Source organism: Streptomyces sp. SID12501 (assembly GCF_010550245.1).
Taxonomy (GTDB): domain Bacteria; phylum Actinomycetota; class Actinomycetes; order Streptomycetales; family Streptomycetaceae; genus Streptomyces.
Window position 1 is genome coordinate 100,801 of sequence record NZ_JAAGLU010000020.1, and the last position, 24,287, is coordinate 125,087.

The following is a 24,287-nucleotide window of genomic DNA, read 5'->3' on the forward strand; positions in this document are numbered from 1 at the left end:
TGCCGTACACGCGACAGAGATCAACCGGTGGCCGAAGGCCGACCGCGGACGACCGAACCATTGGAACTTGTGACTCCGCCTGTGCGCACCGCCCCCTGCTGTTCTGTCAGTTGGGCTTCGGCTCCTTCCCCTGACCGAGCCTCAGCCGATCACCGCGGCCCTTACGCACAGCACGTCCGGCAGATGGGACGCCAACTGCTGCCAGCTGTCACCGTCGTCCGGCGACGCGTACACCTCGCCGTTGCGGTTGCCGAAGTAGACGCCCGCCGGGTCCGCGTCGTCCGTGCACAGGGCGTCGCGCAGCACCGTGCCGTAGTGGTTCTCCTGGGGCAGACCCGCCGACAGGGGCTCCCAGCTCCTGCCCGCGTCCGCCGTGCGGAAGACCCGGCACCGGTGGTCGGCGGGGACACGGTCCGCGTCGGCGTTGATCGGGAAGACGTACGCCGTGTCACCGCGGCGCGGATGGGCCGCCACCGCGAAACCGAACGTCGAGGGGAGGCCGGCCCCGATGTCCGTCCAGTGCCCGCCCGCGTCGTCGCTCCTGTACACACCCCAGTGGTTCTGGAGGTAGAGACGGTCCGGGTCGGCCGAGTCCTTCGCGACCTTGTGCACACACTGGCCGAACTCCGGGTTCGGATCCGGCAGGAACACCGCGGCGACACCGGAGTTGGACGGGGCCCAGCTCGCGCCGCCGTCGGACGTGCGGAACACTCCGGCCGTCGAGACGGCGACCGTCACCGCGCGCGGGTCGCGCCGGTCGGTGACGATCGTGTGCAGGCCCTCGCCGCCGCCGCCCGGTACCCACCGCGAGCGGGTGGGGTGTTCCCACAGCGGGCGGACCAACTCGAAGGACTCGCCGCGGTCTTCGGAGCGGTACAGCGCCGCCGGCTCCGTGCCCGCGTACACCACGTCCGCTTCCGCCGTCGACGGGTGGAGCTGCCAGACGCGCTCCAGCGAGGCGCCCGTGTCCTTCGGGAACCTGACCGCGGGCTGCGCCGGTTCGGTCCACGTCCGGCCCAGGTCGTCGGAGTGGAAGACCGACGGCCCCCAGTGGGCGCTGTCACCGCCGACCAGCAGCCTCGGGATGTCCCGGCGGGTGTCGATCGCGACCGAGTACACGGCCTGCGCGTTGAAAGAAGGGCTGTCGTCGAACTCCCATGTGTCACCGCGCCGGTGCCCGATGAACAGGCCTTTGCGCGTGCCGACCGTGAGCAGTACCTCGGTCATGCCGATCACCTCCGGGACGTCTTTGTCCAGTCATCGGCCAGTCTGCACCCCACCACTGACAGTCACCTCTGGGAACGGCGTCCTCGCAGGTCGGAGCGGTTTGTCGGCGGGATGTGACGGAGACCTCGGGTCAGCCGTGAGCAGCGGCGGGACATCGCGCGTATGGGAGGACGGCAGGGCATGTCCGTGTGCGCGTGAGGAGGTTGCCTTCGATGGCGGCATTCCGTGGTCCCAGGGTGTGGCTGTGGCGTTGGCGGCGGAATCCGCTGAGGCGCCGTGTGGATGCCGTGGAGGGATGGGCCGCACTGGCCACCTGGGCGCTCATCGTGCTCACCGGAGTCCTCGTCGGCCTGGTGTCGAACCGCTCCGTCGAACAAGGGCTGGCGACAGAGCGAGCCGAGTGGCGTCCCGTGACGGCACTGGTCGTCGAGGACGCGCCCGGCACCGTCGGCAGCGAGAAGGTGTGGGCGAAGGTCCGCTGGAGTGCCGCGGACGGCACCCGGCACACGGGTCAGGCCCGGGTCGACTCGGGCAGCACCGCGGGCAGCCTGGCGACGGTCTGGACGGATCCGCAGGGCCGGCTGGTGACGAAGCCCGCCACCGCGTCCGAGGCCCGCCTCAGGGCCGGCCTGGTCGGCGCTCTGGCGGGCGCGAGCGGGGCGACCGTGCCCTATGTCGCCTGGCGTCTCCTCCGTGGCCGTCTGGAGCGACGGCGGATGGAGGAGTGGGACGAGGCGTGGGAGCGGTTCGACCCGATGTGGGGGCGCAACACGCGCTGACCGCGTGTCGAGGGAGCCGGGAAACGGGGAGCGGGGGGCAAGGCGGCCCCGTCGCCCCCGGCACCTGCATGGCGCGGCCGGTTCCAGGTGCGCGACCGTGTGGCCCGGGTCGTCCGGCGCGGCGGGGCCGGCAGGCAGCTCCGCCACGACGGGTACCGTCCTCGGATCCCCCGTGCGGGCCAGGGCGTCGGGCACGCAGCTCACGACAGAAGGACGGCGGCTGTACGAGGCGGGTGCGATCCGCCTCGTACAGCCGCCGGAGGGGGGATGGATCAGCGGTACGTGATGTCGCTCGTCGCGTACTTGCAGTACGTGCCGTCGGGGTTGGAGCCGTTCGTGGTCGGCTCCTTGCCGGTGTTGTTGCCGATGTACTTCTGGCAGGGGACGATCTTCTTGCTGGAGTCCCCGACGATCGTGATGCCCCTCAGGGTCGCGCTGTCGCCGTAGTTGGTGTTGATGCCGGCGAGCTTGCCGCCCGACCAGGTCGCCTCGATGTTGGTGAGGTTGATGGTCCGCTTGTACTGCGTGGAGCAGTTGCCGCAGGACCGGACGAAGGTGCCGAAGTTCTTCGCCGCGAAGTTGGAGATGTTGAGGGTTCCGGCGCCGTTGAACTGGAACACCTTGTCGCTGGCTTCCTTGGCGCCGCCCCCGGACACGGTGTAGACGTTCGACGAGGAGCTGCCCCGGAAGGTGGCGGCGTCCTCGCCGACGTCCTCCCACCACACGTTCTGCAGGGTGCAGCTGCCCTTGCAGTGAATGCCGTCGGCCGCCGGGGCGCCGATGATGACGTTCTTGAGGACGGCGCCCGCCGCCAGCTCGAGGATCGGCCCCTGGTCCTCGTCCTGGTTGTCGGAGCCGAGGTCGCCGGTGCCGTACAGGCGCTTCATCGCGTAGTCCTTGGTGCCGGAGACCGGGATGGTCGCCGAGACGGCCTGGCTGCCGTTGGCGGTGGGCCAGGTCGCGGCGCTCGCCGGGGTGAGCGCGCCGCTGGTCATGATCATGCCAAGCGAGAGGCTGAGGGTGGCCAGCGTGCCGGTCAGTGCGCGCCCGCGCGCGCGTGGATTTACTGCAGAAGTCATGTCCCGATGCCTTCTTCCGGTCGGTCGTGCTGTGTGGGGAGTTGGGGATTGGGGATTGGGGGTTGTTTCAGAGTTTTCCGGCGCCCGCGCCCGACGTCACCGATGCGACGACGGTCGAGGCCGGCTCCGCGGTGTAGCTGTACGGAGCGGTGGTGAACGTGCCGACCCGCGAGACCTCCGTGGCGGCTCCGCCGAGGTCGTTGCCGCGCAGGTTGGCGTATCCGTCGACGTCGCTGCTGCGGTTCGTGGTGACGGCGACCGGTGTCGAACGGAAGACGTTGTTCTCGACGAGCATCTGGGCGCCCATCCGGGAGTGCACGGCCGTCTCGGCGCCCTGGACGTAGTTGTCGTAGAAGTGGCCGGTGCCGAACCGCAGGCTGGGGATGCGCGAGTAGACGTTGCTGAAGTGGTTGTGGTGGTACGTCACCTTCAGATGACCGGTGTCCTCGGACGCGTTGTTGTCGCTGTGGCCGACGAGCGAGCCCTTGAAGTGGTCCTTGAAGGTGTTCCAGGACACCGTCACGTTGTCGGAGCCGTGGTTGATGTCCAGCAGGCCGTCGTAGTAGTCCTTGTCGTGGGTGCGGTCCGCCGAGAAGGAGTTGTGGTCGATCCACACCTTCGTGGACTTCTGGACGGTCACGCCGTCGGACGGCGCGAGCGGCTTGCTGATGTTGAGGTTGCGGACGACGACGTTCGTCTCCTCCTTGATCCTCAGGCCGCCGCCGGTGAACCCGGAGGACGAACCGACGCCCAGGACCGTGGTGTTGGAGCCCAGGTCGACCTGACCGCTCAGTGTGATCAGGCCGTTCACCCGCACGACCTTGGCCGCGTTGCCCGTGACGGCCGTCCTGAAGGCGGCGAGCGTCGTCACGGTGACCGGGGTGGCGCTGCCGCCGCCGGTCGTTCCGGCACCGAATCCGATGGGCGCGTTCTCGGCGGCCCCGGCCGGCTGGGGGACGGCCAGAACGGCGACGGCCGCGAGGGCGGTGGCCACGGCTGCCGCCGCCGCGGGCCTTTGCTTCTGTGTACGTGGGGGGTGTGTACGCATGCGGGTGCGTCCCTTCGGGAGGGCTGGCTGATCGACGGGGCGATCAGCTATATGAACTTCATTCACCATGTTGTGCGCCATGTTGCGTGCTGCGCGCGAGCCGGTGGAGCGGTGGAGCGGTGACGGTGGGCCCGAAGCGTGGGGGGCGGTAGTGCCCCAGAGAGTGCACTGTCCCTGGGGGTGCATGCTTCGGGGTCGTCCCGTCGAATGCGGATCGACATCGATGGGTCACATCGCTGAACGGAAGGTAGAGGGTAAGCGCTTTCTGGTCAACGCTTTGCGCGCAATGCGTGCCGACCGGATCTGCAACCGCTGGTCAGCGAATGTTTTCGACGCGTGGGAGCGCTTCCATGGAGGCCATGCTCATGCCACGATGCGGGCGGGCAGCCCCGCCGAGCGGGACTTCGACTTCCGCCACGCGTACCCCACGAGCCGTGATCAGGAAGGGACAAGGACGTGTCCACCACTGTCGGCAACATCGCGAAACGACCTCTGCGTTCGGTGCTCGCCACGCTTCTCGCAGGCCTGCTGCCGTTACTCGCGGCGACATTCCTCGCCGCGCCGTCGGCTGCGGCCCGTACGGAGCCGCCCGCTGCGGCCCCCGTCGCCGCCGCCGCGCTCACCGAGGTGACGAACTTCGGGACCAACCCCAGCAACCTGCAGATGTACGTGTACGTGCCGGACGGCGTCACCACGCACCCGGCGGTTCTGGTGGCCGTGCACTGGTGCACCGGCTCCGGCCCCGTGTTCTACTCCAACACCGAGTACGCCTCGCTGGCCGACCGCTACGGCTTCATCGTGATCTACCCCTCCGTCACCCGTAGCAGCAAGTGCTTCGACGTCTCCTCGCCGCAGGCGCTCACCCGGGGCGGCGGCAGTGACCCGGTGGGCATCAAGTCGATGGTCGACTGGGTGACCCGCACCTACAACGCCGACACCAGCAGGGTCTTCGCCACCGGGGTCTCCTCCGGCGCGATGATGACCAACGTCCTGCTCGGCGACTACCCGGACGTCTTCGCGGGCGGTTCCGCCTTCGCGGGCGTGCCGTTCGGCTGCTTCGCCACCACCAACGGCTCCGAGTGGAACAGCGACTGCGCCAACGGGACGGTGATCCACACTCCGCAGGAGTGGGGCAACCTGGTGCGCACCGCCTACCCCGGCTACACCGGCCCCCGACCGCGCATGCAGCTCTGGCACGGTACCGAGGACGACACCCTGCGCTACCCCAACTTCGGGGAGGAGATCAAGCAGTGGACCAACGTGCAGGGTCTCGGCCAGACACCGTCCGCGACCGACTCGCCCCAGTCCGGCTGGACCCGCACCCGCTACGGCGCCACCGGTGACAAGGCGCCCGTAGAGGCCCTCAGCCTCCAGGGTGTCGGCCACAACCTGATCACCACCGGTATGGCCGCCCGCGTGATCACCTTCTTCGGCCTGGACAGTGGCGGCACCGTGCCCCAGCCTCCGGCCGGCCCCTGCAAGGTGGCGGTCACCACGAACGCCTGGAACAACGGGCTGACCGCGTCCGTGACCATCACCAACAACAGCACGACGGCGGTGAACGGCTGGAAACTGGGCTTCACCCTGGCCTCGGGCCAGACCATCACCTCCGGCTGGAGCGCCACCTTCGCCCCGGCCTCCGGCGCGGTGACGGCCACCAACGCCACCTACAACGCGGCCATCGCGCCCGGTGCGAGTGTCGGCTTCGGCTACCAGGCGAGCCACACCGGCAACAGTGCGGCGCCGTCCGGCTTCACGCTCAACGGAACGGCCTGCACGGCCGGTTGAGCCCCGCTGTGCCGGGTGCGTGCCACGAGCGCGCACCCGGTCACCTCGCCTGAAGTGGTCCGAGGAAGACGTCGTTGAGACAGAGAAAGGCACCCGGCCCGTGAAGTCGCCCCGCCTCGCGCAGTCGCCCCGGCCCCAGCGGCCGTCCGCCAGAGCAGCGCTCGCCTACCTGGTCGCCACCTGTGTGTTCGTGCTGGCCCTCGCCGTGGCGTCCTCCGCCGTGGTGGCCCTGGTCGGAAGCCCGCAGCCGACGGTCGCCGACCCGGCCCGGTCCGCCCCGCACTGGGTCGACACCTGGACGTCGATGCCGCAGCTCACCGAGCCCGGCAACATGCCGCCCGCGCCCTTCACCGGGGAGCGTGCCGTCCTCGTCGACACCACCCTGCGCCAGACCGTGCGCGTCTCCACCGGCGGCGAGCGCGTCCGGCTGCGCTTCTCCAACGCCTTCGGCACCACCCCGCTCCCGCTGACGGCCGTGACGGTCGCCCTTCCGCTGGACGGCCGGGCAGGAGTAAGCGCCGTCGAACCCGGCACCCTGCGCGAGGTGACGTTCGCCGGACGCCGGTCCACCACCGTTCCCGCCGGGGCCCAGGTCGTCTCCGACCCGCTGGACTTCGGGCTGCGCCCCGCGACCAACCTGACCGTGACGACGTACCTGGCGAACGGCCAGGCCTCGCTCGCGCTCACCTCGCACCCGGGCTCGCGCACCACCTCGTACCTGCGTACCGGAGACGGCACGGCAGAGCAGGACCTGACCGGGGCCACCCCGGTCAACCACTGGTACCTGCTCAGCGACGTCGAGGTCCTCTCCGGCCGGGACACGCGTGCCGTCGCCGTGCTGGGCGACTCGCTGTCCGACGGCCGGGGCTCCACGACCAACGGCAACAACCGCTGGCCCGACCAGCTCCTGGACCGGCTCCGGGGCCTTCCCGGCGGGGGGCGGATCGCCGTACTCAACCAGGCCGCGGGCGGCAACCGGGTCCTCAACGACGGCCTCGGCCCCAACGCCCTCGCCCGGCTCGACCGGGACGTCCTGGCGCACAGCGGGGTCTCCTGGCTGATCGTCTTCGAGGGCGTCAACGACATCGGCACCGCCGAGGCCACCCCGGCCGCGCAGCAGCGCGTCACCGACGGCCTCATCGCCGCCTACCGGCAGATCGTCGTCCGCGCGCACGCCCAGGGCATCCGCGTCTACGGCGCCACCCTGACACCCTTCCGCGGCAACACGTCGTACGACGATCCGGCGGGTCTGCGCGAGATGGCCCGACAGGCCGTGAACGCCTGGATCCGCACCGGAGGCGCCTTCGACGCCGTCGTCGACTTCGACCGCGCGGTGCGCGATCCGGCCGATCCGGGACGGCTGCGCGCGGACCTCCACGACGGGGACTGGCTGCATCTGAACCCCGAGGGATACCGGACGCTGGCCGCCGCCGTTCCCGCGACCTGGTTCAGGAAGAGCTGATCCCGGGTTGATGACAGTCACCAATGCCCGCATTCTTGGGCATATGGTGAATGGGCCGCGCGACGAAGAGCGGGTGGTCCTTGCCGGTGACGCCCTGGCGGTGATCGACGCGCACGGCACTCTCACGGGCTGGAGCGAGGGCGCCCGCCGGCTCACCGGGTACACCGCCGCCGAGGCCACCGGCCGCCCGGCGGCGGATCTGGTGGCAGGTGACCCGCGCGCGGCCTGGCGGGAACTGCGAGCGTCCGGCGCCGCCGTCGTGGGCGTACGGCACCGGGACGGGCGGCGCCTGGAGCCGACGCTGCGCCTGTGCCCGGTGGCCCTGGGGGAGCGTCGGGCGTACGTCGTCACCGTGACGCCCGACGACGCCGGGCGTGACCTGGGCGAACTGGCGTTCCGGCAGGCCTCCGTGTCCATGTCCGTCTTCGACACCGGGCAGCGGTATCTGCGCATGAACGACGTCGCCTGTGCCGTCATGGGGCAGCCCGAGGACGGGTTCCTGCACCGGTACTTCCCCGACACCGTCGAGGACGCCGAACACAGCCGGGGCTTTCTGCGCCATCTGGAGATCGTCGCGGAGACCGGTCGGCCGGTCCACTACGAGAGCTGGACCCGGTCGCCCTCGGGCCGGCGCATGCACGCCTGGACCACCGAGATGTGGCCGCTGCGGGATCCGGCCGACGAGGTGCTCGGCGTCGCGCTCGCCGCCTTCGACAGCAGCGAGCAGTACGCGGCGAGGCAGCGGCTGGCCATGCTGAACGAGGCCGCCGCGGGCATCGGCACCCGTCTCGACGTCGTCCGCACCGCCCGGGAACTCGCCGAACTGGTGGTGCCCCGGCTCGCCGACTTCGCCAGCGTGGACCTGCTGGACTCGGTGCTCCAGGGCGACGAACCGGTTCTCGGGCAGGTCGAAGCCGGTGTGGAGCTGCGCCGGGTCGCCCACCACTCGCTCACGGCCGGGGTGCCGGAGGCGGCGATCGGCCTCGGCGCGGCGGACGTCTACCCGCCGTACTCGCCGCCCGCCCGCGCGCTCGCCACCGGCCTGCCCGTCCTCGCCCGTACCGGCGATCCGGACCTCGACCGGTGGTTCGGCCTGCACACGGCACGCTCCGCGAAGCTGCGCACCACCGGCGGCACGGACACCCACGACCTCGCGCTGATGGCCGTACCGCTGATGGCGCGCGGTATGACACTGGGGGTGGCCGTGTTCGTGCGGCTGCTGACCCCCGAGAAGCCCGACGTCTTCGACGAGGACGATGTCTCGCTGGCTCGCGAACTGGCCAGCCGCGCGGCCGTGTGCGTGGACAACGCCCGCCGCTACACCCGTGAGCGCACCACCGCCCTGGCCCTCCAGCGCAGCCTGCTGCCCCAGACGGTGGCCGGGCAGGCGGCCGTCGAGTCCGCCTCCCGCTATCTGCCCGCGCTGTCCCAGGCGGGCGTCGGCGGCGACTGGTTCGACGTGATCCCGCTGTCCGGGACCCGGGTGGCGCTGGTCGTCGGGGACGTCGTCGGCCATGGCCTGCACGCCTCGGTGACCATGGGCAGGCTCCGTACGGCGGTCTGGACACTGGCGGACGTCGATCTGCCGCCCGACGAACTGCTCACCCACCTCGACGACCTGGTCGGCCACCTCGGGACCGACGAGAGCGGCGAGTCCGGCGAGATCGGCGCGACCTGCCTGTACGCGGTCTACGACCCCGTGTCCCGGCGCTGCACGCTCGCCGCCGCCGGGCATCCACCGCCGGTCGTCCGGTACCCCGACGGCAGGGTCGAGGTGGTGGAGGTGAGCGCGGGACCCATGCTCGGCGTCGGCGGGCTCCCGTTCGAGGCGACCGAGCTCGAGCTGCCCGAGGGCAGCGTGCTCGCCCTCTACACGGACGGTCTGATCGAGGCCCGAGACCGCGACATCGATGCCGGAACGGCCGCCCTGTGCGCGGCACTCGAGGCACCGGCCGACAGCCTGGAGGACGTCTGCGACACGGTGATCGGCTCCCTGCTCCCGAAGACACCGGGCGACGACGTCGCCCTGCTGGTCGCCCGCACCCGCGCCCTGGACGCCGAACAGGTCGCGGTCTGGGACCTGCCCGCCGACCCGGCGGTCGTCGCCACCGCCCGCAAGCACGCCACCGACCAGCTGACCCGCTGGGGCCTCGACGAGGCGGCCTTCGTCACCGAGTTGGTGGTGAGCGAACTGGTCACCAACGCCATCCGCTACGGCGGCGACCCCATCCAGCTCCGGCTGATCCGTGACCGCACCCTCATCTGCGAGGTCTCCGACGCCAGCAGCACCTCGCCGATTCTGCGCCGGGCCCGCATCTTCGACGAGGGCGGACGCGGCCTCCTCCTGGTCGCCCAGCTCACCGACCGCTGGGGCACCCGCCCGACGGGCACGGGCAAGACCATCTGGGCGGAACAGGCGCTGCCGCCAACTCTGTGAGAGTTCAGGGGACTTACGGTCCGGCGTACTCAGACGGACCGGTGGTACTGGTCCGGCACCCGCACCTCGGCGCCCAGTTCACGAGCCGCGTGCCGGGCCCACGACGGGTTGCGCAGCAGCTCACGGCCGAGCAGCACCGCGTCGGCCTCGCCGTTGGACAGGATCTTCTCCGCCTGCTCGGCGTCGGTGATCATCCCCACGGCGGCCACGGGCAGAGAGGTCTCGGCCTTCACCCGGGCGGCGAAGGGGACTTGATAGCCCGGCCCGGTCGGGATGCGTACGCCGGAGACATTGCCGCCGGTCGAGACGTCGAGGAGGTCGACGCCATGGGCGTGGAGTTCGGCGGCGAAGCGCACGGTGTCGTCGGCGCTCCAGCCGCCGTCCGCCAGCCAGTCGGTCGCCGAGACACGGTAGAACAGCGGCTTCTCCTCGGGCCACACCTCCCGTACGGCGTCGACGACTTCGAGCGCGAGGCGGACCCGGTTCTCGTACGAGCCGCCGTAGACGTCGGTGCGGTGGTTGGAGTGCGGGGACAGGAAACTGTTGATCAGATAGCCGTGCGCACCGTGGATCTCGGCGACCTCGAAGCCGGCGTCGAGGGCGCGACGGGCCGCGTCCGCGAACTGGCCGACGACGTCCCGGATCTGATCGACCGTCAACTCGCTCGGGACCGGGTGCTCCTCGTTGAACGGCAGCGGACTCGCGCCGACCGGCTGCCAGGCGTACGCGTCGTCCGGGTCGAGCGGCGCGCCGCCCTGCCAGGGCAGGCCGGTCGACGCCTTTCGGCCTGCGTGAGCGAGCTGGATTCCCGGAACGGTGCCCTGGGAGACCAGGAAACGGGTGATCCGGCGGAACGCCTCCACCTGTGTGTCGTTCCAGATGCCCAGGTCGTACGGGGTGATCCGGCCCTCAGAGCTGACGGCCGTGGCCTCGACGACGATCAGGCCGGTGCCCCCGGCGGCGCGCGCCGCGTAGTGCGCGAAGTGCCAGTCGTTCGGGGCGCCGGTCTCCACACCCTCGGGAGCCGCCGAGTACTGGCACATCGGGGACATCCACACGCGGTTGGGGATGGTCAGGTCACGGAGGCGGTAGGGCTCGAAGAGCGCGCTCACGGCGGGCTCCCTTCGTCTCGTCGTACGTCACGAGGTCACTGGACGACTTGTACGATAGGCATCGTAGTACGGCGAGTGTCAAACTACGAGACTTCTCGTACTATGGGCTTCCCGGGACTGAAACTCTCAGGGCTGAATCTCTCAGGACCGGAATTCTCGGGCGAATACGAAGTGGAGCCGCCGTGACCACCGCAGCCCCCGCCCCCGGCAGCCGCGATCTTCCGCACCCGGTGCGCGAGGGGATCCGGCTGGAAGGCGTGCTGCACGCGCTCTCGGACCCGATGCGGCTCCAGGTCGTGCGAGAGCTCGCCGCCACCGGCGACGAGCTCTCCTGTTCGCACTTCGTGCTGCCGGTCACCAAGTCCACGACCACGCACCACTTCCGGGTGCTGCGCGAGAGCGGCGTGATCCGGCAGGTCTACCAGGGCACGGCCAAGATGAACGGCCTGCGCCGGGACGACCTAGACGACCTCTTCCCGGGACTTCTCGACAGCGTCCTGCTCGCCGCCGCCCGCCAGGCCGACCGTATCGGCCGGGTCGCCACCGACTGAACCGCCCTTCCCCGCAAGGTGGTTGAAGAGCAGGTTCAGTACGATCGCCGTCAGGCAGCCCGCGCTGATGCCGCTGTTCATCACCGTCTGGAACCAGTCCGGGAACTTCGCGTACACCGTCGGCACACCGACCGGCAGCATGCCCACGGCCACCGAGACGGCCACGACCGTCAGGTTGTGGTTGTCGCCGAACTCGACCCGGGCCAGCGTGCGCACCCCGCTCGCGGCGACCGTCCCGAACATCACCAGGCCCGCGCCGCCCAGCACCGGCGCCGGTACGGCCGCGACCACCGCGCCCAGCTTGGGCAGCAGGCCCAGCAGTACGAGGATGCCGCCGGCGGTCGCCACGACCCAGCGGCTGCGCACCCGGGTCATCCCGACGAGGCCGACGTTCTGCGCGTACGCCGTGTACGGAAAGGTGTTGAAGACACCGCCGAGGACGGTGGACAAGCCGTCGGCCCGCAGTCCGTCGGCGAGGGAGCGCGGCTCGATCTTCCGGCCGGTCATCTCGCCGACGGCGATCAGGTCACCGGTCGTCTCGGTCATCGTCACCAGCGCCACCACCAGCATGGAGATGATCGCCGACGCCTCGAAGGTGGGCGCCCCGAAGTGGAACGGCGTACTGATGCCGACCCAGTCCGCGTCCCCGACCCCGTCGAAGTCCGTGAAGCCGAAGGGAATCGCCACGGCCAGCCCCACCACGATGCCGATCAGCACCGCGATCCGGCTCAGGAACACCGGCGCGAACCGCTGCACGCCGAGCACCACGGCCAGCACGAAGCCGGCCAGCGCCAGGTTCTTCGGTTCACCGAACTCCGCCGAACCCACCCCGCCGGCCGCCCAGTTGCCCGCCACCGGCAGCAGCGAGAGGCCGATGATCAGGATCACCGTGCCGGTCACCAGCGGCGGGAAGAAGCGCAGCAACCGCCCGAAGACCGGCGCGAGCAGCACGATCGCGAGCCCCGCGACGATCACCGAGCCGTAGATCGCGGGGAGCCCGCCGCCCGTCGTACCGATGAGGACCATCGGCGACACGGCCGCGAAGGTGCACCCCTGCATGATCGGCAGCCGGACACCGAAGCGCCAGAAACCCACGCACTGGATGAGCGTCGCGATCCCGCAGACCAGCAGGTCCGCGGTGATCAGATACGCCAGATCGGCGGCCGACAGCTTCATCGCGCCGCCGACGATCAGGGGCACGGCCACGGCCCCCGCGTACATCGCGAGCACATGCTGCAGGCCGAAGGCGGCGAGCTGTCGTACGGGTGGGACCTCGTCTACGGGGTGCACGGGTGGGGGTGCGGTGGGGGTCATAGGTACTCCAGGGGCGGCGGCGGGCGAGCATCCGTGCTCGACGAGACCGTAAGGGGCTTGAACAATTTGTTGATTACTGACCTGTTGCCGATGCGTGTCGTACCTGCGGAGGTGGTGTGTTGTCTGCGGGCCGGTGGGGGCCGACCGCGCAGTTCCCCGCGCCCCTAGGGGATGCCCGCAGCCCCTGCTGCCGCCATCAGGGAGTTCCAGTCAGGCAGTTTCACCACGCCCCGCCCCAGCGTGGCGCCCAGTTCCGCCTCGGCCCGTTCGATCGCCTGCCAGCCCGCCCACTCGACCGGCCGGAACCCCGCCGCGCGCAGTGCCGTCAGCGGGTCCTCGGGCCGCTCCTGCCGTACGAGTGCGGCGGCGTCCGCGAGCAGGGAGGTCGCCGTCTCCTTGGCGCAGGGGCGGTTGGTGCCGATGACGCCGGTCGGGCCGCGCTTGATCCAGCCGGCCACGTACTCGCCGAGGGAGGGGCTGTCGCCGCGCAGGACGCGGCCCGCGAGATGCGGCACGGTGCCGTGGGCCGCGTCGAACGGCAGCCCGTCGAGCGGGACCCCGCGATAGCCGACCGAGCGGAGCACGAGCTGCGCCTCGATGTCCTCGTACTGCCCTGTCCCCGTCACGCCGCCGGTCCCGTCCGGCACCGTCCGCTCGAAACGCACCGCACCCACCCGGCCCCCGGCGGCGAGCAGCTCGACCGGGCGGCGGAAGAAACGCAGCCTGATGCGGCGGGCGGCACCCGAGGGAGACACGGTCGCCCAGCCGCGCAGTGCCTCCACGTTGCGGCGCTGCGCGGCGGGCAGGGCGGACGGGTCGGCGTACGCCGGATCGAGCGCCAGCTCGGCCTCGTCCACGACGACCTGGGTGTCCGGCAAGGAGCCCAGTTCACGCAGTTCCTTGGTGGTGAAGCGGGCCTGCGAGGGGCCGCGCCGGCCCACCATGTGGATGTCGGTCACCCGGCTCGCGGCCAGTGCGGTGAGCGCCGCCTGCGGTATGTCGGTGGGGCTCAGCTCGGCCGGACCGCGCGCCAGCATCCGGGCCACGTCCACCGCCACGTTCCCGACGCCGATGACCACGGCGGAGCGCGCCCCATGGACGAAGCCGTCGTCGACGGCGTCCGGGTGGGCGCTGTACCAGGACACGAACTGTGTCGCCGACCAGCTCCCCGGCAGCTCTTCGCCGGGAATCCCCAGGTGGCGGTCGGTGGCGGCGCCCACGCAGTACACCACCGCGTGGTACAGCTCCCGCAGCCGGGCGCCCGGCAGCTCGCCGGGGCCGCGGCCGATCCGGACACCGCCGAGGAAACGCACCCGGTCATGCTCCAGGACCGTGCGGAGGTTGTTCTGCAGCGACTTGATCTTCTCGTGGTCCGGTGCCACGCCGTACCGCACCAGTCCGTACGGCGCCGGCAGCCGGTCGAGGACGTCGACCAGCACCTCCGGGTCCTGCTGGACCAGACTCTGCGCGGTGTAGACCCCACTCGGACCCGAACCCACGACGGCGACACGCAACACGGCGGAACCCCTCACTGCGGGACGCTGTGGAACTCCCTGTTGCTGACACCTTCAGGATCGCACTCCCGGAGCTGCGCTGACAGGGTGCGGGGCGGGACGGGCGTGCGTGTCCGTTCGTATGGAATGTGATGATGCGGTTACGTTCCGTATGTGCTAGAAGCATCCTTTCTTAATCTTTCCGGTCGCTGTCCGACGGAGGGCGCGGTGTCGGTACGGCCCGCCTGGGAAGTACAGGAGCACGAGGGCTCGGCGACGACGGCATGGTTCGACGTCCGGCTCGCCTTCACCGACGGCGCCTGCGTCGACGTACTCGCCGTGGTCACTCACGCGGGCGTCTCCATCGAGGACGTACGGGCGCAGCCGGCGCTGTCGCTCGACGATCTGGCGGCCCTCGCGGACTGGATCGAGGGACCGCTCTTCGAGGCGTGCGGCGACGGGCCCGCGAATGCCGGGGAGGCCGAGGCGGGCCTGCGGCCCCGTCGTGCCCGGCCCGCCTGGCCGCGTGGCGTCGAGGGGCGGTGGCTGGTCTCGGAGGAGTACCGGGCGGCCCAGGAGGAGGGCGCCGACCCCGTTCTCGCCGTGATGTGCGCGACCGGGCACAGCCGACGCCGATCCCTCAGGCTGATCTCGCAGGCCCGCGACGCGGGGTTCCTGACGCCTCGTCATGCCCGGCGCTGAGCAGGGGTTTTCCGGGGGAGGCCCGCGCAACTCGGCGTACGCCGACTACATTCCGCGCATCCTGTTGATCTCGGCCGTCTGCTGCGCGATCACGTCGTCGGCCATCTCCTCGATCCGGACGTTGTTGCCCTGCCCCTTCACCTCGGTGGCCATGGCGACGGCCCCCTCGTGGTGCGTGATCATCAACGTCAGGAACAGTTTGTCGAACGCCTTCCCCTCAGCCGTGCGCAATGTGGCGAGCTGAGCCTCGGTCGCCATGCCGGGCATCGCCTCGTGGGTGTGCCCGGTGGGTTTGTCGTCGCTGCCGTTGTCCTCCAACCAGCCCTGCATCGCGGCGATTTCGGGACCCTGTGCGGCGGCGATGCGCTCGGCCAGCAGCTTCACGGGTGTCGACTCGGCGCGTTTCGGCACCAGTTCGGTGATCTCGATCGCCTGCGCGTGGTGCTCGATCATCCGGCGGGCGTACGAGATGTCCGCCGAGTTGGGCGAGTCGTCCGGCAGTTGCGCCTTGGCCTCCTCCGGAGTGAGCGTCCGGGCCGCCTCGCCGGGCAGGCCGGGCGCGATCACCGAAGGACCTGTCGCCTTCACGGACCCGGCATCCGCGTCGGGGGACGAGTCCGAGTCGCAGGCGCCGAGCGCGAGGGTGAGCGCGAGCACGGCCAGGACCGGGCGAAAGGTACGGGACGCGCGGCGGACGGGCACAACGACCTCCAGTGTCAGGTGGGTTGGCGGACACCTTGTGAGAGCAGGCGCACCTCGTGAGTGCTGTGTCCGTCCTAGCACGCTTCCATTCGCCGGTGATCGGAAACTTTCATGACGAGTGCATTGCCTACTGTTGATCAGTGCATGATAAAGACGATACTTCGGAGGACCGTGAACCGTTCTGACTCGAACGGCTACCAGGGAGGATGCAGTGACCCTGTTGAACGATCCCCGAACGCGGCACAGACGTCTGGGAGTTGCCGCCGCAGCGGCCGGACTCCTGGCCGCGATGCTGACCGCAGGTCCCGCGGCCGCGACCCCCGACCCGGGGGACGGCCCGACGGTGCCGGAGAAGATCTCCAAGAGCGTGGAGACCCAGGTCGAGGAAGCCCTGGCCGAGGGTGAGATACCCGGGGTGGACGAGATCGTCCACTCCGACAACATCACGCACCTCACCAACATCCCCAAGGACGCGCTGCCCGGTACCAACTCGGACCTCGCCTTCCAGGGGAAGTACGCCTTCTCCGGCAACTACGACGGCTTCCGCGTCTTCGACATCAGCAACCCGAAGGCCCCGAAGACCGTCGCCCAGGTGCTGTGCCCCGGCGGCCAGAACGACATCTCCGTCTCCGGGAACCTGCTCTTCCTGTCCACCGACTCCTCGCGCAACGACAGCAGTTGCAACAGCGTCACGCAGCCCGCGACCGAGAAGTCGTCGTGGGAGGGCATGAAGATCTTCGACATCACGGACAAGGCGAACCCGAAGTACGTCGCCGCCGTGGAGACCGCCTGCGGCTCGCACACCAACACCCTGGTGCCCGAGCGCAAGAACGTCTACGTGTACGTCTCCTCGTACTCGCCGAGCGCCGCCTTCCCCGACTGCCAGCCGCCGCACGACGGCATCTCGATCATCAAGGTGCCGCGAAACGCCCCCGAGAAGGCGGCAGTTGTCGGCTTCCCGGTGCTGTTCCCCGGTGAGGGCCCCGACGGCGGCGGCAACCCCGGTTCGCCCACCAACCCGGGTGTGTCCAAGACCACCGGCTGCCACGACATCACCGTGCTGCCCTCCGAGGATCTCGCGGCGGGCGCCTGCATGGGCGACGGCATCCTGTTCTCCATCAAGGACCCGGAGCACCCGAAGGTCATCGACCAGGTCCAGGACAACGTCAACTTCGCGTTCTGGCACTCGGCGACCTTCAACCAGAAGGCCAACAAGGTCGTCTTCACCGACGAGTTGGGCGGCGGCGGCGCGGCCACCTGCAACGCGCGGATCGGTCCGAACCGCGGCGCCGACGGTATCTACGACATCGTTGGCAAGGGCGACAAGCGCAAGCTCGTCTTCAAGAGCTACTACAAGATCCCCCGCCACCAGGCGGACACCGAGAACTGCGTCGCCCACAACGGCTCGCTGATCCCGGTCAAGGGCAAGGACATCATGGTCCAGGCCTGGTACCAGGGCGGCCTCTCCGTCTGGGACTTCACCAACTCCCTGAAGCCCAGGGAGATCGCTTACTTCGAGCGCGGTCCGATCTCCACAACCACCTTGGTGGGCGGCGGCTCCTGGTCGGCGTACTACTACAACGGCTACATCTACTCGAACGACATCGCCAAGGGCTTCGACGTCCTGAAGCTCGACGACCGGCGCACGGATCCGGCCAAGAAGGTCCGCGTGCGTGAGTTGAACGTCCAGACGCAGCCGGACTACTTCGACTGACGTCACCGGCAAAGCCCTTGACGCGCGTCCCGCTGGGCACCTCGGTGCCCAGCGGGACGCGCATGTCCGAGAACACCGCTGTGATTCCTCATTGACCGAGGCGCCGGGTGGGGACATGCTGTTACTTCTGCGTTGACATTTTGTCAGTTGGCAATGGCCGACGCAGCCGGAGCGGCCCCGTGCGGGCGGTTTCGGGCGGCCGCCTGTCTGGGGTGACGCGGGGGATCACCTCAGACAGGCGTGCCCGTCTCACAGGGTGGTTTCAGCCGATCAGGCCGAGCACCGGCCGCAGTCCGTCCGGCCGTCGCGACACCGGCAGATGGTCCACGAAGTGCACCGCGCATCCCAGGGCCGCCGCGCCCCCGTCCGCGTGCCGGTCGTCGCCGACCATCAACACGTCGTTCGGGACGACGCCGAGCGCGTCGCAGGCGACCTTGAACAGGCGAGGGTCCGGCTTCTGGATGCCGTGCTCGTACGACAGGACGTAGGCGTCGACGTACGGGTCCAGCCCGTGCTCCCGGAAGACGGGACGCAGGTCCCAGCCGATGTTGCTCACCACCCCGACGGAGATCCCGCGCTCTCGCAGCGCGCCCAGCACCTCGACGGCATCGGCGTACGGGGTCCACGCGGCCGGCGTCATGTGCCGCTCGTACAGCGCGTCGTACAACGCCGGTTCGGGAAGCGGCACTTGCCGGGCGACCCCGGTGTACGCGGCCCGGTGCAGCTCGGCGCTCTCGTCACGGATCCCCCACACAGCGGCCAGCTCCTCCGGCAACCGTGCCGGAGAGGCCCCGCCCGGCAGGGCCCCCGCCGCCTCCAACGCCCTTGCGGACACCACGAGTTCCGGCTCCGGCAGGGCGAGCCCGCGCTCGGCGAGCACGGCGCGCAGCCAGGCCTCGGTGGACTCGATGCGGAAGAGGGTCCCGGAGAAGTCGAACAGCACGGCAGCCATGCGCTGGACCCTACTCGGGGTCAGTGCCGCTCAGGCCTCCGCTCGAACCGTGCGTACGACACCACCGTCAGTGCCACCACGAGCGCCCCGAGGAGCCATCCGCCCAGCACGTCCGACGGCCAGTGGACGCCGAGCCAGATCCGGGTCAGACCGACGCCCACGACCGAGACCACCGCCACGGTGACCGTCGTACACCACAGGACGCGTCCGGCGCCGTACCGGCGCAGCAGCCACAGCAGGAGGCCGCACACCACAGTGGCGGTCATGGCGTGGCCGGAGGGGAAGGCCGCGTAGTGCGCGGAGTCGACGGGGTCGGGCCAGACGGGACGGGCGCGGCCGACCGCCGCCTTCAGGCCCTGCTGGAGCACCGTGCCCAGCGCACAGGCGACCACCAGCCACAGCGCGAGCGGCCATGCCGAGTGCCGCCACACCAGCCACACCGTCACGGCCGCGACCAGCAGGCGCATCGTCAGCGGGTCCCACACCCAGTCCGTCAGGATCCGGAAGACGTGCGTGAGCCCGGGTTCGTCGACCGCCCGGCGATGGGTGGCACGCGCGATGTCGCCGTCGAGAGTGATCAGCGGATGCCAGTCCATCGCGACCAGGGTCAGCAGCAGCCCGGAGGCAAGGGCCAGGGCGACGATGACCCGGACGGCCGGGTACGGGACCGGGCGCCGGAGCCGGGGGGTGAGGTGGGAGGTGCGCATGATGCGATCCTCGCCGACGCTCCGGGCGGGAGGCCAGCCGAGGCGTACGGCGGCGCGCTATCCGAGTGCCCGCAGCCCCGGCACGAACGCCACCAGCACCGGGATCACCGGAACGAGGGCCGCAGCCGCCGTCAGCCGAAGCCTTCGGCCCGGCGTCAGCCGGTCCGGTGCGGCCAGCAACCGGTGGACGCGCAGCGAGACGTGCGCCTGCGGGGTCGGGGACGGGCCGAACACGCCCCGGTCCTCGTTGAGTTCGACCAGGGCGAGTGCGGTCGTCAGACGGCCGAAGCGGCGGGAGGCCATGTCGTCGGCGGCGAGTTCCACCAGCCGGTGCATCTCGTCCCGGAACGATGCGAAGACCGGCACCTGCGGAAACCCGCCTGCCAGCGCGCCCGAGCAGTGCAGCAGCCAGTCGTGGCGGGCCCGCGCGTGCCCCTGCTCGTGGGCGAGCACGGCGTCCAGTTGACGCCCCTTGAGGCGGCGCAGCGCGGCCGTGGTGACGACGAGCCCGGGTGCGGCGCCAGGCAGCCACCAGGCGTCGGCGCGCTCGCCCTCCAGGACCACGAGCCGGTCGGGGCGCGGTTCCTCGCCGGGCAACAGCGGTGCGCGGACCAGGAGTTCGGTACGCCGCAGCCTGCGCCGACTGCGAGCCCGCACGACCTCACGGACGAGCATCGCCGCGGTCCACAGCCCGCCGCAGGCGAGCGCCACGGCCGTCGTCGCGGCCCAGGGACGGGAGGCGCCCAGGACGTAGGCCTCGACGACCTCGTGCGGTGCCGGGGCGAACACATGGCCGCGCACGGCCTGCCAGGCAGCCGCCGCGCTCAGCGTCATCGACAGCGCGCAGCACACCAGTACGGCGGCAACCGCGCACTGCCACACCCACAGGGCGACCACCGGTTCGCGGTCCGGCCAGTCCGCGCGGGCGAGCAGCCGCGGGGCGACGACGGCGGTCAGCGCGCCGAGCAGCAGCAGTGCCGCGGGGACCATCATGGGTGCAGCCTATGAGCGGGGCGGCGCCCGGACCTACGGTCCGCCGCGGCAAAGTGACGCAGACCACGGTTTCGTACAGTCCGACAGTCAGAGCGTGATCAGCATGGCGACCGTCGCCATGCCCATCGACAGTCGGCAGGCGCGCGCCAGTTCGGGCCGGTCGCCCCAGCCGAGCGAGCCCGTCCGGAACCCGCCGCCGACGGCCGGGACGGGCACGGACACCAGTCGGGCGCCGGACAGCAGCACGTACCCGGTGAAGTAGAGGAGCAGAGTCGTCGTCAGCAAGGGGACGCCGGAGCCGCCGGACCCGTGGTGGTGACCGGGAGCGGCGGCCATCACGGCAGCCATGTAGGCCATGGCGGACGCGCCCATCAGATGGTGCAGATGGTGCGGCCCGGTGCGGGCCGCCCACAGGGCGCGCAGCGCGGCACTGCCGAACACGACCGTGTACACCAGCCAGGCCCAGCGCGGCGGGGTGAGTACAGCGGCCGGTACGGCCATCGCGGCCATACCGAAGCCCATCAGCGCCTCGCCGCCCGCGGCCCGGCGCTGTTCCTCGACGGTGCTGCGCATCCGCAGCAGGCAGTACGCCCCGGTCGCCACGCACAGCGCGACCAGCAGCCACCCGGGCGAAACCGGACCGTGCACACGTACCTCCCCCTGGACCCCCGAGACCTCCGCTGGAGGGATGCCCGCGCAGGGCGGTGCGCATACGAGCGCAAGGGTGTACGCGGGGGGAGCGCAGGCCGGAGCACCGCAGGTGAGGCCGTTCGTCCCGGCCTCGGCACCGGGCGGGCGTCAGATACCGGGCCGGTACCGCAACGGATGGTCCGCCGGTACCTCCACCAGCACGATCCGCGTGCCGTCCGGGTCGGCGATCCACATCTCGACGAGCCCCCACGGCTCCTGCACCGGCGGCCGGAGGATCTCGACGCCCCGGGATGCCAGCTCGTCGTGCGCGGCCGTCACGTCCGCCACCTGCAACCACAGCCGTACGGACGGCGACGGGGGCTCCTCGGCCCGCCCCGAGAGTTCGAGGAACCCACCGCCGAGGAAGTAGACCGTGCCCCGCTCCGGCCCCGTACCGAACTCGCGGTGGACGGCGAGGCCCAGGTGCTCGCCGTAGAAGACCCGGGAGCGCTCCGGGTCCAGGGGACGGAGGAGAACCCGGCTGCTCAGTACATGCACCATGCAACCGGAGCCTAGTGGGCCCGCCCGCGACGGGCGTTACGATCGTCGGTGCCCGCGCCGTAGGAGCAACCCGAGCACTCGGAGAACCGCCGCCATGGACACCGCAGCCACCGGACCCACCTTCCGTGACGCCACCGAGGCCGATGTCGACGTCCTCGTCGCGCTGATCGAGTCGGCGTACCGGGGAGATTCCAGCCGGGCCGGCTGGACCACCGAGGCGGACATCCTCGAAGGGCAGCGGAGCGACGCGCAGGGTGTACTCGACGTCATCAAGTCCGCCGACAGCCGGCTCCTGACCGTCGAGCAGGACGGCCGGGTGGTCGCCTGCTGCCAGCTCGAACACCGCGGCGACCACGCCTACTTCGGCATGTTCGCGGTCAGCCCGGCCCTCCAGGGCGCGGGCCTCGGCAAGGTGATCATCGCCGAGGCCGAGCGCTCGGCGCGCGAGACCTGGGGCGCGCGGGCGATGCACATGACCGTGATCTCCGTACGGAACGACCTGATCGCCTGGTACGAGCGGCGCGGCTACCGCCGTACGGGAGAGATGAGCCCCTTCCCGTACGGCGACGAGCGGTTCGGAGTGCCGCAGCGTGACGATCTGCAGTTCGAGCTGCTGGTCAAGGAACTGGTGTGATCTCCGGCGGGCTCGCTACGCGGTGAAGCGGCCCGTGCGTTTGATCTGCGGGTGGTCGGTGGTCGCGCCGTCCAGTTGCAGGGCGCGTGCGAGGCGCAGCTGGTCCTGGGTGTTCACCACCCAGCCGATGATCCGCAGGTCCGACTTCCTCGCGAGCTCGACGATCTCCAGGGTGAGGCGCCGGATGTCGAGGCACACGGTCGAGGCGCCGACGCGGGTGGCGCGGTCCACGACGTCGGTGCCGTAGCGGCCGGCGATGAGCGCCGTGCGTACCCCGGGCACCAGGCGGGTGATCTCGGCGAGCGCGTCCTCGTGGAAGGAGGACACCTCGACCCGTGCGGTCAGCTCCCGGCGTTCCATCACCTCGGCCAGCGCCCGGGCCACCGCTGTGTCCTTGATCTCGGCCTGGAGCGGTACGGCGACGGCGTCCAGGACCTCCTCGAAGACCGGGACGCGCTCGTCGCGGCCGGCGTCCAGGGCGCGCAGTTCGGCGAGGGTCCTGTCGGCGACGGGCCCGGTGCCGTCGGTCGTGCGGTCCAGGTCGGCGTCGTGCATGACGACGAGGGTGCCGTCCCTGCTGAGACGCAGATCGAGTTCGATCATGTCGAGGCCCGCCTGCTCGGCGGCGACGAACGAACGCAGGGTGTTCTCCGGTTCCACGCCCATGATCCCGCGGTGCCCGATGGTCAGAAAGTTCAAGGTCAACTCGCTTCCGTCGACGGCGCTCGGCTGCCGCAGCCTAACCGTCCGGCCCGGCATTGAACCCGTACGGACGCGCCGGAACAGGTGGCCGGAAGCAGTCGCCCGGGAAGGAGTGTGAACGGGACGCTGTCGGGTATGGAAGTCACCGTCCTCAAGGTTTCCGGCAGGAAAAAACGCGGTGACCATGGGAGTGTGCAGGATAATCTCTCCTATCTCGCCTTGTGTTCGGGAACCTCGTGCACATACGGTGTCTTGACGCGAGGTTCTCCCGTGGAGGATGGGAAATGACGGAAATTCTTGTGCAGGCGGTTATGGACGAGCGGTTTACCGCGCTCGGCAGGGTGGTGGAGCACCCGGCATGGCCCGTGCTCAAGGATGCCGTGGAGCAGATCCGGCCATGGCAGGCCAAGGACGGGTCGATCGACTTCGACCGGGAGGACGCCCCGGACCCCGCGGACATCGATCTCGCCGTACGCCGGATCGTGGACGCCGTCGCGGAACTCTCCCCGCTGCTCCCGCACGACACCGACTACCACCAGGCCCTCGCCAAGGATCTGCGCCGGTGGTCCGACAGCGGTTTCCGGGTGCCGGACTTCCTCGACTCGCTGCTGGCCTTCCAGCCCGCCGCGAGCCGCGCGGACGGCCTCCAGCACCTGGTCGTCTTCCCGATGTACACGCAGAACGGCAACCCCGACCGCAACCTCGAAGCGGTTGTCCTGCGCATGGTCTGGCCCGACTGGCTGGCCGAGCTGGAGCGCACGCGCTACGACAATCCGCTGTTCTGCGGCATCACCTTCGAGGACTTCACGGCCGGGTACGACACCAACTCGGCCGTCCTCTTCCCGGAGACCATCGCCGTGCGTGAGGCGCCGGAACGATTCACCTGGGGCGGCATCTTCTGCGACCGCGAGGCCGCCCGCTTCCGCCGTGTCACCGACGCCGCCGTCGACATCCTCGGCCTCGAACTGCCCGCGGACGTCGCCGCGATGGTCCACGACCAGAAGCGCTGCGAGGAGGCGTTCGTCCTGTGGGACATGGTCCACGACCGCACCCACAGCCACGGCGACCTGCCCTTCGACCCCTTCATGATCAAGCAGCGCCAGCCGTTCTGGATGTACGGCCTGGAGGAGCTGCGCTGCGACCTCACCGCCTTCAAGGAGGCCGTGAAGCTGGAGGCGGAAGGCGTTCCGCAGGCCCGTGACGTGCAGTTCGCGGTGCTGTTCGACCGGATGTTCCGCTTCCCGGTCACCGGCGAGCGCGTCCGCAACTACGACGGCCTCGGCGGGCAGCTGCTCTTCGCGTACCTGCACCAGCACGACGTGATCCGCTGGACCGACAACACGCTGCACATCGACTGGCAGCGGGCCCCGCAGGTCACCAACCAGCTCTGCGCCGAGATCGAGACCCTGTACCGCGAGGGCATCAACCGGCCCAAGCTCGTCCACTGGTTCAAGGCGTACGAGCTGGTCGCCGGCCATCTCGCCCCGCACCCGGGCTCCCGCTGGGCCAAGGGCCCCGACGCCCTGGACCTGAGCCAGCCGCCGCGCAAGCTCGTGGACGACGTGCTTCCGGACGAGTTTCCGCTGAGCATGTTCTATGAGGCACTCTCCAAGAAGCTGAAGAGCGTGATCGCCTCCACCAGGGGGATCACCGCGGAGAGCGCCGAGCGGATCGCCGCGTGAGCGACCGTGCCACCGAAA

The 24,287-nt window shown here is 70.4% G+C and carries 22 protein-coding genes; 9 read left to right on the forward strand and 13 right to left on the reverse strand.

Annotation, left to right across the window (positions count from 1 at the left end; translation table 11 throughout):
• Positions 1-141 precede the first annotated feature (141 nt).
• A complete protein-coding gene (locus G3I71_RS24220; RefSeq protein WP_164317170.1) occupies positions 142-1,227 on the reverse strand; it encodes an exo-alpha-sialidase in 1,086 nt (361 codons plus the stop codon).
• Between the two features lie 212 nt (positions 1,228-1,439).
• On the opposite strand from G3I71_RS24220, the gene G3I71_RS24225 reads away from it, so the two are divergent.
• Positions 1,440-2,006: a hypothetical protein gene (locus G3I71_RS24225; protein ID WP_164317171.1), complete on the forward strand. Its 567-nt coding sequence runs from the start codon at positions 1,440-1,442 to the stop codon at positions 2,004-2,006.
• Between the two features lie 272 nt (positions 2,007-2,278).
• On the opposite strand, the gene G3I71_RS24230 is transcribed toward G3I71_RS24225, so the two are convergent.
• Both G3I71_RS24230 and G3I71_RS24235 read right to left on the reverse strand, forming a co-directional pair.
• Positions 2,279-3,085 carry a pectate lyase gene (locus G3I71_RS24230; protein WP_164317172.1) on the reverse strand — a complete coding sequence of 269 codons (807 nt, stop codon included), beginning with the start codon at positions 3,083-3,085 and terminating at the stop codon, positions 2,279-2,281.
• Between the two features lie 67 nt (positions 3,086-3,152).
• Complete coding sequence (locus G3I71_RS24235) at positions 3,153-4,133, reverse strand: polysaccharide lyase family 1 protein (protein WP_164317173.1); 981 nt, start codon at positions 4,131-4,133, stop codon at positions 3,153-3,155.
• Positions 4,134-4,589: 456 nt separating this feature from the next.
• Here G3I71_RS24235 and G3I71_RS24240 point away from each other — a divergent pair, with 456 nt between their 5' ends.
• The 3 genes from G3I71_RS24240 (at position 4,590) to G3I71_RS24250 (ending at position 9,820) form a co-directional block, all read left to right on the forward strand.
• Positions 4,590-5,921 (forward strand): PHB depolymerase family esterase, encoded by a 1,332-nt coding sequence (locus G3I71_RS24240; protein WP_164317175.1) that lies wholly within the window; start codon positions 4,590-4,592, stop codon positions 5,919-5,921.
• A gap of 169 nt (positions 5,922-6,090) precedes the next feature.
• Positions 6,091-7,383 (forward strand): SGNH/GDSL hydrolase family protein, encoded by a 1,293-nt coding sequence (locus G3I71_RS24245; protein ID WP_164317323.1) that lies wholly within the window; start codon positions 6,091-6,093, stop codon positions 7,381-7,383.
• A 43-nt stretch (positions 7,384-7,426) separates the two neighbouring features.
• The gene (locus G3I71_RS24250; protein ID WP_164317177.1) at positions 7,427-9,820 is read left to right on the forward strand and encodes a SpoIIE family protein phosphatase; all 2,394 of its coding nucleotides are present in this window, start codon (positions 7,427-7,429) and stop codon (positions 9,818-9,820) included.
• 29 nt (positions 9,821-9,849) lie between these two features.
• On the opposite strand, the gene G3I71_RS24255 is transcribed toward G3I71_RS24250, so the two are convergent.
• Positions 9,850-10,932, reverse strand: coding sequence for an NADH:flavin oxidoreductase/NADH oxidase (locus tag G3I71_RS24255; protein ID WP_164317179.1), 1,083 nt, complete (start codon positions 10,930-10,932; stop codon positions 9,850-9,852).
• 182 nt (positions 10,933-11,114) lie between these two features.
• Here G3I71_RS24255 and G3I71_RS51310 point away from each other — a divergent pair, with 182 nt between their 5' ends.
• Positions 11,115-11,483 carry a helix-turn-helix transcriptional regulator gene (locus tag G3I71_RS51310; RefSeq protein ID WP_164317181.1) on the forward strand — a complete coding sequence of 123 codons (369 nt, stop codon included), beginning with the start codon at positions 11,115-11,117 and terminating at the stop codon, positions 11,481-11,483.
• Here G3I71_RS51310 and G3I71_RS24265 read toward each other — a convergent pair.
• Both G3I71_RS24265 and G3I71_RS24270 read right to left on the reverse strand, forming a co-directional pair.
• A complete protein-coding gene (locus tag G3I71_RS24265; RefSeq protein ID WP_164317183.1) occupies positions 11,394-12,797 on the reverse strand; it encodes a nucleobase:cation symporter-2 family protein in 1,404 nt (467 codons plus the stop codon). The genes G3I71_RS51310 and G3I71_RS24265 overlap by 90 nt on opposite strands.
• A gap of 164 nt (positions 12,798-12,961) precedes the next feature.
• Positions 12,962-14,314: an FAD-dependent oxidoreductase gene (locus tag G3I71_RS24270; protein ID WP_164317185.1), complete on the reverse strand. Its 1,353-nt coding sequence runs from the start codon at positions 14,312-14,314 to the stop codon at positions 12,962-12,964.
• Positions 14,315-14,518: 204 nt separating this feature from the next.
• Here G3I71_RS24270 and G3I71_RS24275 point away from each other — a divergent pair, with 204 nt between their 5' ends.
• A complete protein-coding gene (locus G3I71_RS24275) occupies positions 14,519-14,992 on the forward strand; it encodes a DUF6214 family protein (protein WP_164317187.1) in 474 nt (157 codons plus the stop codon).
• Between the two features lie 45 nt (positions 14,993-15,037).
• Here G3I71_RS24275 and G3I71_RS24280 read toward each other — a convergent pair whose 3' ends face one another.
• Positions 15,038-15,694 carry a DUF305 domain-containing protein gene (locus G3I71_RS24280; protein ID WP_164317189.1) on the reverse strand — a complete coding sequence of 219 codons (657 nt, stop codon included), beginning with the start codon at positions 15,692-15,694 and terminating at the stop codon, positions 15,038-15,040.
• A gap of 211 nt (positions 15,695-15,905) precedes the next feature.
• Here G3I71_RS24280 and G3I71_RS24285 point away from each other — a divergent pair, with 211 nt between their 5' ends.
• Positions 15,906-17,408 (forward strand): hypothetical protein, encoded by a 1,503-nt coding sequence (locus tag G3I71_RS24285; protein WP_164317191.1) that lies wholly within the window; start codon positions 15,906-15,908, stop codon positions 17,406-17,408.
• 262 nt (positions 17,409-17,670) lie between these two features.
• Here G3I71_RS24285 and G3I71_RS24290 read toward each other — a convergent pair whose 3' ends face one another.
• From G3I71_RS24290 to G3I71_RS24310, 5 genes are all read right to left on the reverse strand, one after another.
• Entirely contained in the window at positions 17,671-18,360 is a 690-nt protein-coding gene (locus G3I71_RS24290; protein ID WP_164317193.1) for an HAD family hydrolase, read from the reverse strand.
• 20 nt (positions 18,361-18,380) lie between these two features.
• A complete protein-coding gene (locus tag G3I71_RS24295; protein WP_164317195.1) occupies positions 18,381-19,067 on the reverse strand; it encodes a phosphatase PAP2 family protein in 687 nt (228 codons plus the stop codon).
• 57 nt (positions 19,068-19,124) lie between these two features.
• Positions 19,125-20,060 carry a M56 family metallopeptidase gene (locus G3I71_RS24300; RefSeq protein WP_164317197.1) on the reverse strand — a complete coding sequence of 312 codons (936 nt, stop codon included), beginning with the start codon at positions 20,058-20,060 and terminating at the stop codon, positions 19,125-19,127.
• Between the two features lie 87 nt (positions 20,061-20,147).
• Entirely contained in the window at positions 20,148-20,708 is a 561-nt protein-coding gene (locus G3I71_RS24305) for a DUF5134 domain-containing protein (protein WP_164317199.1), read from the reverse strand.
• A gap of 150 nt (positions 20,709-20,858) precedes the next feature.
• Entirely contained in the window at positions 20,859-21,251 is a 393-nt protein-coding gene (locus G3I71_RS24310) for a VOC family protein (protein WP_164317201.1), read from the reverse strand.
• Positions 21,252-21,345: 94 nt separating this feature from the next.
• Here G3I71_RS24310 and G3I71_RS24315 point away from each other — a divergent pair, with 94 nt between their 5' ends.
• Complete coding sequence (locus G3I71_RS24315) at positions 21,346-21,885, forward strand: GNAT family N-acetyltransferase (protein WP_164317204.1); 540 nt, start codon at positions 21,346-21,348, stop codon at positions 21,883-21,885.
• A 15-nt stretch (positions 21,886-21,900) separates the two neighbouring features.
• On the opposite strand, the gene G3I71_RS24320 is transcribed toward G3I71_RS24315, so the two are convergent.
• Positions 21,901-22,584: a glycerophosphodiester phosphodiesterase family protein gene (locus G3I71_RS24320; RefSeq protein ID WP_164317324.1), complete on the reverse strand. Its 684-nt coding sequence runs from the start codon at positions 22,582-22,584 to the stop codon at positions 21,901-21,903.
• 287 nt (positions 22,585-22,871) lie between these two features.
• Between G3I71_RS24320 and G3I71_RS24325 the strand changes: the two genes are divergently transcribed.
• Positions 22,872-24,269, forward strand: a complete 1,398-nt coding sequence (locus tag G3I71_RS24325; protein ID WP_164317206.1) for a DUF6421 family protein — start codon at positions 22,872-22,874, stop codon at positions 24,267-24,269.
• Positions 24,270-24,287: the final 18 nt, after the last annotated feature.

Excerpts from the sequence above, each read along its gene's own strand:
- G3I71_RS24250 (WP_164317177.1), top strand. The coding sequence starts at position 7,427 with ATGGTGAATGGGCCGCGCGACGAAGAGCGGGTGGTCCTTGCCGGTGAC.
- G3I71_RS24235 (WP_164317173.1), bottom strand. The coding sequence starts at position 4,133 with ATGCGTACACACCCCCCACGTACACAGAAGCAAAGGCCCGCGGCGGCG.
- G3I71_RS24300 (WP_164317197.1), bottom strand. The coding sequence starts at position 20,060 with ATGATGGTCCCCGCGGCACTGCTGCTGCTCGGCGCGCTGACCGCCGTC.
- G3I71_RS24310 (WP_164317201.1), bottom strand. The coding sequence starts at position 21,251 with ATGGTGCATGTACTGAGCAGCCGGGTTCTCCTCCGTCCCCTGGACCCG.
- G3I71_RS24220 (WP_164317170.1), bottom strand. The coding sequence starts at position 1,227 with ATGACCGAGGTACTGCTCACGGTCGGCACGCGCAAAGGCCTGTTCATC.
- G3I71_RS24315 (WP_164317204.1), top strand. The coding sequence starts at position 21,346 with ATGGACACCGCAGCCACCGGACCCACCTTCCGTGACGCCACCGAGGCC.
- G3I71_RS24225 (WP_164317171.1), top strand. The coding sequence starts at position 1,440 with ATGGCGGCATTCCGTGGTCCCAGGGTGTGGCTGTGGCGTTGGCGGCGG.
- G3I71_RS24290 (WP_164317193.1), bottom strand. The coding sequence starts at position 18,360 with ATGGCTGCCGTGCTGTTCGACTTCTCCGGGACCCTCTTCCGCATCGAG.
- G3I71_RS24295 (WP_164317195.1), bottom strand. The coding sequence starts at position 19,067 with ATGCGCACCTCCCACCTCACCCCCCGGCTCCGGCGCCCGGTCCCGTAC.
- G3I71_RS24230 (WP_164317172.1), bottom strand. The coding sequence starts at position 3,085 with ATGACTTCTGCAGTAAATCCACGCGCGCGCGGGCGCGCACTGACCGGC.
- G3I71_RS24265 (WP_164317183.1), bottom strand. The coding sequence starts at position 12,797 with ATGACCCCCACCGCACCCCCACCCGTGCACCCCGTAGACGAGGTCCCA.
- G3I71_RS24325 (WP_164317206.1), top strand. The coding sequence starts at position 22,872 with ATGACGGAAATTCTTGTGCAGGCGGTTATGGACGAGCGGTTTACCGCG.